At 55.4% G+C, this 14,483-nt stretch carries 11 protein-coding genes; 7 read left to right on the forward strand and 4 right to left on the reverse strand.

Annotated elements, in window-relative coordinates; genetic code table 11:
• Positions 1-266 precede the first annotated feature (266 nt).
• Entirely contained in the window at positions 267-2,186 is a 1,920-nt protein-coding gene (locus ACP3TA_RS21820; RefSeq protein WP_206196386.1) for a sigma-54-dependent Fis family transcriptional regulator, read from the forward strand.
• A gap of 717 nt (positions 2,187-2,903) precedes the next feature.
• Here ACP3TA_RS21820 and ACP3TA_RS21825 read toward each other — a convergent pair.
• Positions 2,904-3,752: a helix-turn-helix domain-containing protein gene (locus ACP3TA_RS21825; protein WP_223524802.1), complete on the reverse strand. Its 849-nt coding sequence runs from the start codon at positions 3,750-3,752 to the stop codon at positions 2,904-2,906.
• A 697-nt stretch (positions 3,753-4,449) separates the two neighbouring features.
• Here ACP3TA_RS21825 and ACP3TA_RS21830 point away from each other — a divergent pair.
• The 4 genes from ACP3TA_RS21830 (at position 4,450) to ACP3TA_RS21845 (ending at position 10,638) form a co-directional block, all read left to right on the forward strand.
• Positions 4,450-5,133, forward strand: a complete 684-nt coding sequence (locus ACP3TA_RS21830; protein WP_426784430.1) for a helix-turn-helix domain-containing protein — start codon at positions 4,450-4,452, stop codon at positions 5,131-5,133.
• A 700-nt stretch (positions 5,134-5,833) separates the two neighbouring features.
• Positions 5,834-6,007, forward strand: coding sequence for a hypothetical protein (locus ACP3TA_RS21835; protein WP_154219870.1), 174 nt, complete (start codon positions 5,834-5,836; stop codon positions 6,005-6,007).
• Between the two features lie 457 nt (positions 6,008-6,464).
• The gene (locus ACP3TA_RS21840; RefSeq protein ID WP_122016250.1) at positions 6,465-8,804 is read left to right on the forward strand and encodes a membrane-bound PQQ-dependent dehydrogenase, glucose/quinate/shikimate family; all 2,340 of its coding nucleotides are present in this window, start codon (positions 6,465-6,467) and stop codon (positions 8,802-8,804) included.
• A gap of 193 nt (positions 8,805-8,997) precedes the next feature.
• Complete coding sequence (locus ACP3TA_RS21845) at positions 8,998-10,638, forward strand: Na+/H+ antiporter (RefSeq protein ID WP_016927100.1); 1,641 nt, start codon at positions 8,998-9,000, stop codon at positions 10,636-10,638.
• 110 nt (positions 10,639-10,748) lie between these two features.
• On the opposite strand, the gene ACP3TA_RS21850 is transcribed toward ACP3TA_RS21845, so the two are convergent.
• Positions 10,749-11,504, reverse strand: coding sequence for a glycosyltransferase family 2 protein (locus ACP3TA_RS21850; RefSeq protein WP_096242393.1), 756 nt, complete (start codon positions 11,502-11,504; stop codon positions 10,749-10,751).
• A gap of 319 nt (positions 11,505-11,823) precedes the next feature.
• Here ACP3TA_RS21850 and ACP3TA_RS21855 point away from each other — a divergent pair, with 319 nt between their 5' ends.
• On the forward strand, positions 11,824-12,066 hold the full coding sequence (locus ACP3TA_RS21855) for a hypothetical protein (RefSeq protein ID WP_015378427.1): 243 nt from the start codon (positions 11,824-11,826) through the stop codon (positions 12,064-12,066).
• Positions 12,067-12,071: 5 nt separating this feature from the next.
• On the opposite strand, the gene ACP3TA_RS21860 is transcribed toward ACP3TA_RS21855, so the two are convergent.
• Positions 12,072-12,701, reverse strand: coding sequence for a serine-tRNA(Ala) deacylase AlaX (locus tag ACP3TA_RS21860; RefSeq protein ID WP_033651838.1), 630 nt, complete (start codon positions 12,699-12,701; stop codon positions 12,072-12,074).
• 85 nt (positions 12,702-12,786) lie between these two features.
• On the opposite strand from ACP3TA_RS21860, the gene ACP3TA_RS21865 reads away from it, so the two are divergent.
• The gene (locus ACP3TA_RS21865; protein ID WP_033651839.1) at positions 12,787-13,722 is read left to right on the forward strand and encodes a LysR family transcriptional regulator; all 936 of its coding nucleotides are present in this window, start codon (positions 12,787-12,789) and stop codon (positions 13,720-13,722) included.
• Here ACP3TA_RS21865 and alkB read toward each other — a convergent pair.
• Positions 13,705-14,352 carry a DNA oxidative demethylase AlkB gene (gene alkB, locus ACP3TA_RS21870; protein ID WP_103100980.1) on the reverse strand — a complete coding sequence of 216 codons (648 nt, stop codon included), beginning with the start codon at positions 14,350-14,352 and terminating at the stop codon, positions 13,705-13,707. The genes ACP3TA_RS21865 and alkB overlap by 18 nt on opposite strands.
• Between the last annotated feature and the right edge of the window lie 131 nt (positions 14,353-14,483).

Below are 14,483 nucleotides of genomic sequence, written 5' to 3' on the forward strand. Positions count from 1 at the left end.
ATAACTATTCTCAATATTTATCGATAGAAAAATCTTGCTTGGTTATAAAACGAAAAGCAGGATGCATGCCACAGTGGCGGATTTTAAAAAGCAATGCATATCAATGTGTTGAAAAGACATCACCGCCCAAGCGCTGCTGCATTGGCAGCAGGCGGCGGCGAAAAGCTGTTGCCAATGCAGCACCGTGCGCCTTTGGCCCTCTCGCGGCCGCTCATGGGCTGGGATAAGATTTTTTTCCCCCCTTCGCCGTCAGCCAGGAGACGCCCATGTACGATCCCCAACCGTTCGCCGCCGACAAACCGGTGCTGATCGATCCGGCGTCGCTCGCTCTGCAAAGCGTGCTCGATCGGCTGGCCCCCACCGATGCCACCGTACTGATCGTCGGCGAAACCGGCACCGGCAAAGAGGTGGTGGCGCGCTATCTGCACCACCACAGCGTGCGCCGCCATCGCCCTTTTTTGGCGGTCAACTGCGGCGCGCTGACGGAAAGCCTGGCGGAAGCCGAATTGTTCGGCCATGAGAAAGGCGCCTTCACCGGCGCCGTCGGCACCCATCAGGGCTGGTTCGAAGCGGCGGAAGGCGGCACCCTGCTGCTGGACGAGATCGGCGAACTCAACCTGTCGCTGCAGGTCAAGCTGCTGCGCGTGTTGCAGGAACGAGAAATCACCCGCGTCGGTTCGCGCAAACCGCTGAAGATCGATGTGCGGGTCATCGCCGCCACCCACGTCGATCTGGCCGGCGCAATCCGCCAACGACGCTTCCGCGAAGATCTCTATTACCGGCTGAACGTCGCGGCGGTGACCTTACCCCCGTTGCGCCAGCGGCCGGAGGACATTCCGGCGCTGACCAGACACTTTCTTGCGCTGTACGCCCGCCGGCTGGGACGGCCGCCGCTGCAGTTGACGGTGGAGGCGCAGCAGGCGCTGCTGGACTACCCCTGGCCCGGCAACGTGCGCGAGCTGGAGAACACGCTGCATAATGCGGTCTTGCTGAGCCAGGAGGGGCCGATCGCCCCGCAGCAACTGCGGCTCACGCAACGCCTGACGGATCACGGCGGCGGCGGTGACGACGCCATCGATCGCTTCGTGCAGCAGCAGTTGCAAGGCGACGGTACCCAGCTCTACCAACGGGTGCTGGATGCGCTGGTGCGCAACGCCTTCGAACGCAGCGGCGGCAACCAGCTGCAGGCGGCGGCCTTGCTCGGCGTCAGCCGCAATACCCTGCGCACCCATTTGGCGCATCTTGGTCTGATCAAACCGCGCCGCCGCAGCGTCGGCGCGCCCGCGCATTCGCCGGCCATCAGCGCAGCGCCGCTGCCCGAACGCGAACTGCGCATCGGCTATCAAAAATTTGGCAACCTCGGCGTGCTCAAGGCGCGGCAAAGCCTGGAACAGCACTTCGCCGCACAGCGCATCAGCGTACTGTGGAGCGAGTTTCCCGCCGGGCCGCAGCTGCTGCACGCGCTCGACGGCGATGAAATAGACTTCGGCACCACCGGCGAAGTGCCGCCGATCTTCGCGCAGGCGCAGGGCAACGCGCTGGTGTATGTCGGGTTTGAGCCGCCGGCGCCGCAAAGCGTGGCGATGGTGGTGCCGCAAGACAGCCCGATACGCAGCGCCGCCGATCTGCGCGGCAAACGCATCGCGCTCAACAAAGGCTCCAACGTGCACTATTTATTGCTGCAGATGTTGGACGAACAGGGACTGACGTTGAACGATGTGCGCATCGTCTATGCGCCGCCGAAGTATCCGCTGTCGGCGACCGACCTGCAGGCGGTGGACGCCTGGATGATGTGGGATCCGCTGCTCAGCGACGCGCAGCGCAGCGGGGAACTGCGCGTGATCGCCGACGGCACCCAACGGGTGCTCAATCAGCAATTCTATCTGGCGCGCCGCGAGTTCGCCGAGCGCTCGGGCGATCTGTTGCAGCCGCTGATGCAAGCATTGCAGCACACCGGCCGCTACATTGCCGCGCAGCCGAGAGAAGCCGCTCGTCACCTTTCCGACGAACTGGGGCTGGCGAGCGCCTCGCTGGAACTCGCGCTGTCGCGCCGCAGCCACGAGATCCGCGCCATGGATTTGCAGGTGATCCGCCAGCAGCAAAGCATCGCCGACCGCTTCTACGCCCTGGGGCTGTTGCCCAAAGCGATCGCCGTGCGCGAGGCGGTTTGGCCGCTGGGATCTTAGCCTGGCTTCGGAGGGCGCAGCATCGGCCGCCCTTTCTCCTCTGCGCACAAACTCATATCGCCGTCGGAGCCGGGCGGTAATGCCAATGCCGCAAAGACATTTTTAGGTAAAATATACCGCCGATGTCAGTGCTAGGATTAATTCGCTATCATTTTATGTGCACTTTCAATTAACGTTACCCTGTTATTTTCGCATTCGCCGGTCGTCACGACCGGCTTTTTTATTTCCCCGCTTCCCTGCCAAAAATATCGTTTTTTGGTAAAAAAAAGCGCGCCAGGTAGGATTACATAGCAACTGCATGGCCTTATTTCCCGTGTAGGGCCGTGCATCTCAGAGAGATTGTCGATGTTTCATTGGCCGGCGTTAATCGCCGGCTTTTTTTATCTTCATTTCATGACGCCTGCGCGTCGCAGGCCTCACGTCTTATTGCCAAAGAGGATGCGCGCATGCCGAGTCCATTGTTCCGTGAGATAACACTTTTCGGTAAAGACAAAACCTCAACGCGCGCTATTATTTAATTGTAGTGTTGTCATACCTATTGAATACCCCATGCTTACCGACCCTCGCGGTCGGTTTTTTTTCTTCTTCACCAACCGTTCCGTTGGCGGCAACAGGCTTATGGGGCGTTGACGGGAGGGCGCCATCAAAATATCGATGGCATAACCCAAGCTTTCCGTTGTGATCAGGCAACCTGCTGCCGCGCGCGATAAAAAGAGCTCATTTTATCGGGATGAAATACCACATGCTGACATTTTCCTTTTCACCGGGGCAGTGATCGTGAATTTTAAAGATTACGCTTTGCGTGATGAAGATATCCAGGGAAGCCAACACCCCCTCATAGAGCGATAGGATGAACTCGTTTTCGCTCATCTTTTTTTCATTGCGTCTGATCGCAATGTACTTTGCCGATGCGTTGTACAGGCTACAGGTTATTGGATTCTTTACGTTTACCTTCATCTGCCCCCGGCTGATTACCGGCGAAAGCAGTTGCACGATCCTTTTATTCTCGTAATACTCATGCAAATTCAAGTACACGATGCTGCTGGGGAAAGGCTCTTTATCGAAGCCAATAATCGGTTGATAATTGAGAAAAGGCCAATCGCGCAGGGTTCTGAATGTTCTCGGCGGGCAACCGAATTGATTTGAAAACGCACGGCTAAATGATTGCTGAGAACTAAACCCGGAGAGCAACGCGATTTCATAGATCTTCATATCGGTACATTTCAGCAATAACGTCGCGCGGCTTAGTCTGCGCTTTCTGATATAGGTCCCTATCTTCATCCCTTCATACAAATAGAACATCCGCTGTAAATGCCCGATGGAATACCCTGACTTAATGGATAGCGCCCTTATTGATACATGGCTTTGTGTATCAATGGCTTTTTCAATGATAGCGATTATCTCATCTAAAATATTGCGTCTGAACTTGTTAGAACAATCCATAGTAAAGCCTGTCATCTTGCTATTTTTATTATTGAATGCATCTCTCTTCTTGCGGAACCAAAAGCTGTCCGGCTTGCTTTCTTTCGAAGAATGGCATTCCCATATCCGTTCAAATATATCCACGCATCACGTTGCACAAAAATCATTTCCAGGGCGAAAGATGCCGATTCACCTCTCGCACAAGATGAGATTCACAAAGAAGTCGTGTGGAAAAACGCTGATAAACCACGGACGCCAAGACAGAACAACGCTCAGCGTTTATTCTGCCTCAAAAAACGCAGGCCACAGCCAGAAGATAAATAGCAAACGCTATTTCTCGTGAAAATACCCCCCTCATACTCCTCCCTGAATGTCATTATCCTTGATACCCCCTTGGATTAACCATTATTTAATTGCGCAATCCCCTGCCTGGCCTATTTGCCGCTTAACCACCCACTCTTAAACATAGAATAGTTAATTATTTCGATTCGAAAAGATGTTACTGTCAATAAATTGACAGCCATATAGAGTTTTTATCTATCAATGAGCAAAAAATGTGCTCCAACCGCCTTGATTCATTCATACAAACTCATAAAAATCAATAAATTAATACACTTAAAATGTATCCCTGCACTTTCTCCTTCTTCGCCATACGCTGCTATTTGGTAAATGACACTTTTAAGTACATTTTTTTTAATTTACCGCGTTAATATTGCAAGCGTTCTATACTCAGGATATTTCCTAAAAGAACGGATAAATTGGGGGCTTATCGCTGAATACCGATAACGCGTTATTTTACCCAACGCAACCATTAGGCAGATAACTAAAAGGGAGCTCCTGCATGTTTATAACCAAAGTCATTGAGGAGCTGCTCGCCTGGGTGGAAGAAAGTGGGTTCAATGAGAAGCTCACCGTTGAGATGCTGTCAGAAAAAAGCGGATATTCACGCGGGCATATCCAAAAAGCGTTTAAAGATGAAACAGGGATGACTTTCGGGAGCTATGTGAGGGGCAGAAAACTCATTCGCGCCGCATTTATGTTGAAAGCGACGAACCTCTCTATTTCCGATATCGTTAAAGCGCTGAACTTTCAGTCATATCAATCCTTTGAACGGGCGTTTCGCAAGCAATTCAGAACCTCGCCGATGCAGTATCGCAAAAGTAAATCGTGGGACGTGTCCTCCGCCATCCCATTGCTGTTTCTCGACGGCATTCCCGAGCATCGCTATGTGCACCTGCCAAAATTTTTCGACGATTCAGGGGATGGCGTTGATGCAGAGATAGATCACTTCCATCCTGCGGTTTCCGCGCTGCGATTGGCGGCAATTGATAACATGAAAAAAACGGATAGCGGCGTGATTAACTTTTTCAATTTTGGCGCGAGCATCAAGAAAGAGAATTACGTCAGCATCTATTTGAAGACCCTCTATATTTCTGAAGAAGACTGTCTTGGCAGCGTGCTTGCCTCTCTGGCCGACGCCCAGGGAAAAAAAAGACATACAACTTTATGCAGAGTTCAGTTATGACGGCGCAAGCGATGAGGCGCAAAAATTCACGCAAAGTATCTACACCAAATCATTCCCGATAAATAAAGTTGGCATGATCGATCGCTTTCTCATTGAAATTATCACCCCCAAAGGCGGCGATAGAATAGAGATGAAGACCTATATCCCCATTGTCTTCCCTATCAAGCACAGAGAGAAAGAGGTAGCGCCAGGGCCAGCGCGGTAACCCTGTCACTATCGGCGTTGCTATTTATTAAAAAGGGTAATGATTTATATTAAACAATAAAGAGTTATGATGAATTTAGGCTCAAAACCACTCATTACCCACTCGCTGCAAAGCGCCAACTTTAAGACTTATCTAATTGGAAAACACGTCAATATCGCCCTGAAGATCGCGCCAAGATGAGTTCTTCTCGCCCCCACAAGGAATCACCGCTTATCCGTTAAGCGTTGACTTCGATATGACTTACGTACCAAAACCTTAAATATCAATGTGTTACCCACATTTGCTTTTTGTGCGGCCGATTGGATAACTTATTGTTTTTATTCTATTTGCGCTAAATACCCCGCCTGAGCGCAACCGGCATTTTTCGCTTTATCCCGCCCGCACGCTTGTAGACATCCCCAGGTAGTGACGATATTTTATTTCTACGAGACTTATTTTTACGGGTGCTATCAATATGCCTTAAACAAGAATAAAGCGCGTCAGGAAAATAGAATTATGAGTATTCAAGTATGGTCTAAAAACCTAAAAAAACACTATCCTAATGTTAATGTTGAAAAAGTCACCGTCGGCGAACGCGGGAAAGGTTATATTGTCTATGTCGATGGGGAAAGAATGGCATTAAATCATTTTTTTCGCCGTTTCTATCGACACCGGCTTGATAAAGAATGACGTTTCATCCTGAACTCAACGCAGGGTAAACCTCTACGCAACCTCGTGATTAAAAGCAATTTCGCATTCATCATCACTCTAAATAATTAGTCCAGAGAGGCTCTTTCATTCAATGCGCTTATCACTGCAATAAAATATCGGATTGCCCAGCGCACCCAAAACCGTATCTCTGCGAGACGGTTACAACCCGGTATTAAATAAAAATGTTGATGGTTATTTTTATCGCGCGCGTTCTGTCATCGCCCAATAAAAACCCCTTATCTTGGTCTGGCGACTGATCCAAGCCGCAATGGCCACTGTTGAAATGGATATCAAAACGACAACTCAATGCCCCTAAAGCGTTAAAGAATAAAAAGTCTCAAGGCGGGACATGCCTTGCCTTTCGCGCCGGCATTTTCAGGCGTTGGCAGCGATGGGATGGTGATCCAATGTGGATTTAAAAGTCAAAGGAAAACATATGATTAGAACATCGTTTGGTAAGAGAGCCGCAATAATCACGTTCTTTTGCTTGCTGGTTTTTTCTGGCGTCGCGTTAACCGTGGGGGGAATTTGGCTGATCGCCCTCGGCGGATCGTTCTACTATGCCATTACCGGGATAGGCTACATCGCCGCCGCAGTGCTGGTCCTCAAGCGCAGCAAATCGGCTTGTTACTTAACCGGCCTGCTGTTTTTGATGACGGTGCTGTGGGCGCTTTGGGAGTCGGGGCTTAACTACTGGGCATTGTTCCCTCGTCTGCTGGTGCCCGCCGGCCTCTCTATTATCGCCGCGTTTTTACTTCCCTCGTACCTGCACGGCGCCAAGAGTCGAAAGCAGGCTTACATCGCCGGTTCGGCATTATCCGTGGCCTTTGTCGCTTTCTTTATCGGCGCCTTCTTTCCCCATGGCGAAATTACCCCTGCTGGCGACGTGACGTTTATCGAGAGCAAAAGCGACAATGCGCCTGCCGATTGGAGCGCCTATGGCCGCACGACGGAAGGAACGCGCTACGCGCCGTTCAATCAGGTGAACCGTTTAACCGTCAAAGATCTGAAACTCGCCTGGGTTTATCGCACCGGCGATTTCCGGCCGGGCGTGGACCAAAATACCCCGCTCGCGATTGATGATGTGGTGTATAGCTGCACGCCCAACGGCCTTATCACCGCTATCGATGCCGATACGGGTAAAGCGCGCTGGAAATTTGACTCGCATTCCACCTCCCCCGTTTGGCAACGCTGCCGCGGGCTTGGCTACTACAAAAATGAGGAGGTTGCGCCAGGCGCTCTGTGCGAGAAAACGATCGTTCACACCACGATCGATGCCCGCCTCATTGCGCTGGATGCCAAAACGGGCCAGAAATGCCCCGCCTTCGGTCAAAACGGTGAGGTGAATCTCGGCCAGCATATGGGGGAAGTCAAACCGGGTTATTACTTCCAAACCTCGGCGCCGACCATCGCCAGAGGGAAGATTATCGTCGGCGGCTGGGTTATCGATAACGTAATGAAAGGCGAGCCTTCCGGCGTCATCAGGGCGTTCGACGCCAAAACCGGCGAGTTGGACTGGGCGTGGGACTTAGGCAATCCGGGCATCACCAAGGCGCCGCCGGCCGGAAGCACCTATACGCGCGGCACGCCGAATATGTGGACCACCGCCGCCTATGACGACAAATTAGGCTTGTTGTATGCGCCGCTTGGCAATGCAACGCCCGACTATTACGGCATGAATCGCCCGGAAAATTCGGATGAGTACAACTCTGCCCTGGTCGCCATTGATATTGAAACAGGCCGTGAGCGCTGGAAATTCCAAACCACGCATCACGACATTTGGGATTATGACCTCGCGTCCCAACCCGCGCTGGTAGACGGTTTTGATGAGCAACATCGCCCGGTGCCCGCCCTTTTGCTCGGCACCAAACGCGGGCAGATTTTCTACCTGAACCGGGAGACCGGCAAACCGCTGGCGCAGGTTGAAGAGAAAGCCGTGCCGACGCAAGGCGCCGCAGAGGAAGAGCGCCTCTCGCCAACCCAGCCGTTCTCCGTCGGCATGCCGACCATTGGCGCCGAGCGCCTGACCGAAGAAAAAATGTGGGGCACCACCCTGTTTGACCAGATGGCCTGCCGCATCCTGTTCAAACAGATGAATTACCAGGGCGACATGACCCCGATCGGCACCCGCCCAACGCTCGAGCAGCCCGGCAATTTAGGCGGACTCAACTGGGGGAGCATGTCGATTGATCCTGTAAACCATATGGCTTACATGAACGATGTGCGCATCCCGAATGTGTTTTGGTTAGTGGCGCGCGACAGCTATGAACGCGTCGCGAAGCAGTACCCGCAAAAAGTGATCGATGGCCACGGGCCTTCTCCCATGATCGGCACGCCATACGGCATGATCACGTTGATGTGGATGTCGCCGCTCGAAGTGCCTTGCAACCAACCCCCTTACGGCACGATCACCGCCGTCGATTACAAAAACAAAAAGATCGCCTGGCAGATACCGGCCGGCACCGCCGAAAAAATGGGGCCGCTGGGCATCAGATCGCACCTGCCGATGCCGGTTGGCATGCCCACCTACGCGGGCACCATGACGACCGCCGGCGGCCTGGTCTTCTTCGCCGGCTTCCAGGACTATTATCTGCGCGCCTATAACAGCAGCACCGGCAAAGAAGTCTGGAAATATGCGCTGCCGGTCGGCGCGAGCGCGACGCCGATGAGCTACGTTTCGCCTAAAACCGGCAAGCAATACATCGTTATTGTGGTCGGCGGCGCCGCGCATTCGTCAGAAACCGGCGATTACGTGATGGCGTTTGCGCTGCCTTAACCCTTTGCCCCGTTTGCCTGCGCCATTCCACAGGCAAGCGGGGCGAAGACCGGCCTTGCTCAACTGCGCTTTCTTTATCGACAGCGGCCGCCGTGGCCGCTGTTCAGCCTTGGCCGACGAGCCCGCCTGAGGGGCGGCATGCAGAAAACCGTTTGATAACGGCGAGAAAAATTAAATCCACAAAAGGTTCACGATGGAAACATTCTTCACCATATTGATCTTATTGCTCACCGTCTCGTTGTCCGGCGTCGTGACGCGCATATTGCCCTTCCAAATCCCGCTTCCGCTGATGCAAATCATCGTTGGCGCCGTGTTGGCCTGGCCGCAGTTTGGGTTGCATATCGACTTCAATCCCGAGCTTTTCTTGATGCTGTTTATTCCCCCGCTGCTGTTCGCCGACGGTTGGAAAACGCCGGCGCAAGAGTTCATCCATTACGGCAGAGAAATCCTTTGTCTGGCCCTGGTGCTGGTGATCATCACGGTCGTCGGGGTGGGTTATCTGATTCACTTCCTGCTCCCGTCAATCCCCCTCGCCGCCGCGTTTGCCCTGGCCGCCGTTCTGTCGCCAACGGACGCCGTGGCGCTGTCCGGCATCGTCGGTAAAGGACGCATGCCCAAACCCGTGATGAGCGTAATTGAAGGGGAGGCGCTGATGAACGACGCCTCCGGGTTGGTTTCCCTCAACTTCTCCATCGCTGTCGCGCTCGGCGCGATGGCGTTTACCCTGGAGAGCGCCTTTCTGACCTTTCTTCAGGTATCGATTGGCGGGGTGCTGTGCGGCATCATTATTGTCTTTCTCTATAATCAAATGGTTAAGTTCATCCATAAATGGATGTATAACGATTCCGCCACCCAGATTATTTTCTCGCTGTTACTGCCCTTTTCCTGCTATCTGATTGCGGAAAGAATTGGCGTATCCGGCATCCTGGCCGCCGTTAGCGCCGGCATGATGATTGGCCAATCCAAAGTGAATCGCAGCATGCCGCTGGTGCGTTTACGCACCAATAATATTTGGGAAATGCTCGAGTTCGTGTTTAACGGCATGGTGTTTATTCTGCTTGGGCTACAGCTGCCGGGCATCTTGAACTTCACCGTGGCGCAAACCGGTATCGATCATTCCATCAGCCTGGAGACGCTGCTGGCTTACGTGGTGATCATCTATTTTAGTTTGATCGCCGTGCGTTTGATTTGGCTGTGGCTGATGAAGGTCGGCAGCGCGACCCTGATGCGCAAAGATCCGCTGTTATTTTCGAAATTCAGCACGCGCGATCTGTTCGTCGCCGCCTTTGCCGGGGTGCGAGGGGCGGTGACCCTGGCGGGCGTGCTGTCAATTCCGCTGTTTCTATTGGATGGCTCGCCATTCCCGGGGCGGTATCAGCTGGTGTTTATCGCCTCGGGAGTCATCTTGCTCTCGATCGTCGTCGGCATCGTCACGCTGCCCTTCCTGTTGCGCGGCAATCTGCCGCCGGAAGAAGATCAGGAAGAGGCTTTCTCCGTTTCAGAAGCCTTGGCGAGCGCGGCGACCAAGGCCGTCAACGAAACCAAGGAAAAGCTGCTCGTCGCCCCGCCGGACGACGCCACGCCGGAACTGATTGAAGAAACGACGCGGCGGATGCTGGACGTGCTGCAACGTAAAATTCTGACCAAAGAAGACGTTAAGAATATCGTGGCGCTGAAGCGGCTGGAAAAGCAGCTGTACTTAGCCTCGTTGCACGCGGAAAGAGAAGAGCTGTACCGGCTGCGCCGCATGAAGAAAATCAGCCATGAGAAACAGAGAAAGCTGCTGCATCGCATTGATATTACTGAGGTGCTGATCGCTGAAGACAGCGTTTAAACGAGGAGATGAAGGCGGTTCGCCCCCCGCCTTCGGCGCGCGGTTGCCGGCCCAACGCCGCAATCGCGCGCCGCAATCGAACGGGAGCTCACGCCACGCCCGCCGTTCGGCTATCTGTGGTACCACGCCTTGAAATACTTCAAAAAGCTGTAGGACACCGCGTAAACGCCGGTCACGGCCCCGACCCGGCCCGCTTTCCAGGCGCCGCTGAAAATGTACCACTTGAAAAATGCGCCGATGGCGCTAATCACCCCTCGGAGAATCGATGGCCTTATCGCCTTGTATTTCACCACGCGCGCCGTATAGCTGTTCAGCTTGGCAAACACTTCCTCGATTGAGAAAAAAGTGTCGTGTTTAACGTGCCCGGCCAGTATCAAGGTGGATGCGCCCCCTTCCGCCGCATCATCTACCGGCGCATCATTGAACTTCACCACCTGGCGATGAAAAAAGCGAATGGGGAAATCTGGTGACGAGACGGGATAAAGCGTTCTGACCGCCTGTCCCAACACAAACCAATCGCGACGAATGCGATAGGCGTTATTTTTGTCGGGGCCTGGGGTGCGCTTGAAAAGCAGCATCGCGTCGACCGCTTCATCATCCATGATCTCATCGCTGTCCAGGCACAAAACCCAGTCATATCGCGCGCGGGATATGGCGTAATTCATTTGCCGGCCATGGGTTTCAAACGGGTGATAAAGAGGCTTGATATTGAAGTCGTCGCAAATGGCCAACGTGCCGTCAGTACTGCCCGAATCCACCACGATGATTTCATCGGCGAACGCCGCCACAGGTTGCAACACGTCACGCAGCAGGCGCGATGAATTAAACGTCAATAAACACACGGAAATCCGGTTACAAAAATCCATTTTACAATCCACGACACTGAGAAAATGCAGTCCATGCCAAAAACGGCGGGCGCGCCGTGCAAAAACGCACACCCAAAGCGCTTCTCCTGCCCCGAGCGCCTCTTCAATTAAGTATTTAGAATATTGGCTGCCCTGTCATGCCCTGGATGATGGCATCTGACTATTTCATCAATTTCAATAAAATCAATGAGTAAAATGAATTAAGCTCGGGCGTTCACCGCACCGGCTCACGCGCTGGCGGGCGCCGAGCGCGAGAGCTGCGCTTGGCGGCGCTTTGGTTTTGTTATAACGTATCAAAAAAAGCAAAGGGAAGACGACGATGAAAATCCAGCTGTCGCTGCTGTTTCTCAGCCTGTTGGCCGGCAAGGCTGCGGCGTTTCAGTCAAAAGTGCCCGAGCCGCGCACCGAACAGGCGCGTGCGGCGGAACAGAACATCGAAAATCTGTTTTACGGCTTTCACGCTATGGACGCCCAGCCGGTGAATATCGGCCGCTGTGAGGCGGTGCCGGTGGCGGGATGCCAGTGCGCCTTCTGCACCCAGCTGCGGCAGGCCGGGCGCTGACGCTTTTATTCCAGCGCATACTGCACGATCAGCTGCCCTTTCTTCATCTTTACGCCGGTAATCGCGATCGCGCCCACCTCGCCCAACGTGGCGACATGCGTGCCGCCGCAGCCGTAGGCGGGCAGATCGCCGAAACCGATCTGGCGCATCCCGTCCACCGCCTGTTGGCGACGCGGCAAATCGGCGGCGATCAGGCGCGCCAGCTCCGCGTGTAAAAACGCCGCCTCCAGCGTCTGTACGTCCGGCCCCGGCGTGAACGTGATGCGCCCTTCTCCCGGCCAATGATGCGCTTTCATCGGCCGCCAACCGCGGGTTTCCCCCAGCCAGCCGATCAGATGGCCGCCGGAGTGCCAGCGGGCGTGCAGCCGGCGTTGCGCTTCGTCGACCTGCATATTGACCGGCCCGATCGGCAGCGGCGCCGCGGTATAGTGCAACACCCTATCCCCCTGCTGCTGCACCCGCAACACGGCGACGCCGTTCAACGCTCCCACGTCGGCCGGCTGCCCGCCGCCCTGCGGGTGAAACAGCGTGGCGTCCAGTTCCACGGCGTAAGCGCCCGCCTCGGCCGGCTCACAGCTCAATACCTGCGCCTGGCCCTGTAAATCGTCGCTGTAGTAATAACGTCGCTCGGTCATCATTTTTCTCCTCGGTTCGAAGAGCCATTATATTCATGTCATAATCGGAGCATAATCCGTCGCCATCACAATGGACCTTTGCGTCATGAGCACAAATCTTTCTTACGCGCTGTTGGCCGAAATGGCCGTTTTCGTCCAGGTCGTGGAGAGCGGCAGCTTTTCCGCCGCCGCCCGCAAACTGGGCGCTTCACCTTCCGCCGTCAGCCGCAGCGTGGCGAAGCTCGAACAGGCGCTGGCGCTGCAGCTGCTGCATCGCACCACCCGTAAACTGCGGCTGAGCGAAAGCGGCGAAGAGGCGTTTGCGCACTGCCGCACCCTGCTGGCGGCGGCCGACGCGGTGATGGCGATCGGCGGGCGCGGCGCCGCAGAGCCCGAAGGGCTGGTCAGCGTCAGCGTGCCCAAGGCGGTAGGCCGTTTCGTGCTGCATCCGCACATGCCGGAGTTCCTGCGACGTTATCCGAAGGTGGACGTGAGGCTGCGGCTGGAAGATCGTTATATGGATCTGATCGACGACCGCGTCGATCTGGCGCTACGCATTACCGATCGCCCGTCGCCGGGCTTGATCGGCCGTCAGCTGATGCGAATAGACCACCTGCTGTGCGCCACGCCGCACTATCTGGCGCAGCACGGCGCGCCGCAGCACCCGCACGATCTGGCGGCGCACAGCTGCATCTATCTGGGAGAAACGCCGAGCGACGCGCAATGGAAGTTCCGCCGCAGCGGCAAAACGGTGACGGTCAACGTGCGCGGCCGCTACGCCGCCAACCACACCGGCGTGCGGCTGGACGCGGTGAAACGGCATATCGGCATCGGCAGCCTGCCGTACTTTACCGCCCGCCAGGCGCTCGACGAGGGCGAGATCGTGCAGGTACTGCCGGAATGGGATTTCCTCAGCAGCTATCACGGCGGCCTGTGGTTGCTTTACGCGCCCAACCAGTATCTGCCGCCCAAACTGCGGGTGTTTATCGACTATCTCGTCGCCTGCCTGGCGCAGGAGCCGCAGCTAAAGCGCCTTGCGTAGCGTGATGTTGATGCGGTGCGGCCCCACCAGCGAGTGGTAGCCTTCCTTGACCGGCAGGATGCCGTGGAAACAGAGCCGCGACGGGCCGCCCCACACCACCACGTCGCCGTGCGCCAATGGGATGCGCCGCGCCCGGTCGCTGCGTTGCAGCCCGCCGAACTGAAACACTGCCGGCAACCCGAGCGACACCGAGACGATCGGCGCGCCGAAGTCGTGCTCGTCTTTATCCTGATGCAGCGACAGCTTGCTGCCCGGATCGTAACGGTTCATCAAACAGGAATCCGGCACGAAGGGGCCAAAGCCCGCCTGCTGCGCGGCTTCGTCCGCCAACGCCATCAGAATAGGCGGGAGCGGCGGCCAGCGTTTGCCGCTGCGCGCGTCGCGTTCCGAGTAACGGTAGCCGCGGCTGTCGCTGGTCCAGCCGTTGCCGCACCAGCTCATCGCCACCGACATCACGTGCCCGCCGGGGGTGGTCAAATGCTGCCACGGCACCTGCGCCACCACGCCCTGCACCGCCGCCAGCAGTGCCGGCCCGTGATCGCGCACAAAGCCGTGCATCACCACCGCGCCGGGGGCGATCTCTTCACGCCACGGCGGCGGCAGCGCGTCTTCAAAAAGATCGATTGTCATCGCCAAAACCTGTATGAATACACAGTATCCATTGTAACCCGCCGCCGCCGATTGTCCAGCGCCCGGCTGCGCCATTGTCGTTGGCGGCAAATTTCTCTACAGTAGCCGCCATAAAATCAATCACTCACCAG

The sequence above is a fragment of the Serratia sp. 2C06 genome, assembly GCF_050037615.1.
Taxonomy (GTDB): Bacteria; Pseudomonadota; Gammaproteobacteria; order Enterobacterales; family Enterobacteriaceae; genus Serratia; species Serratia ureilytica.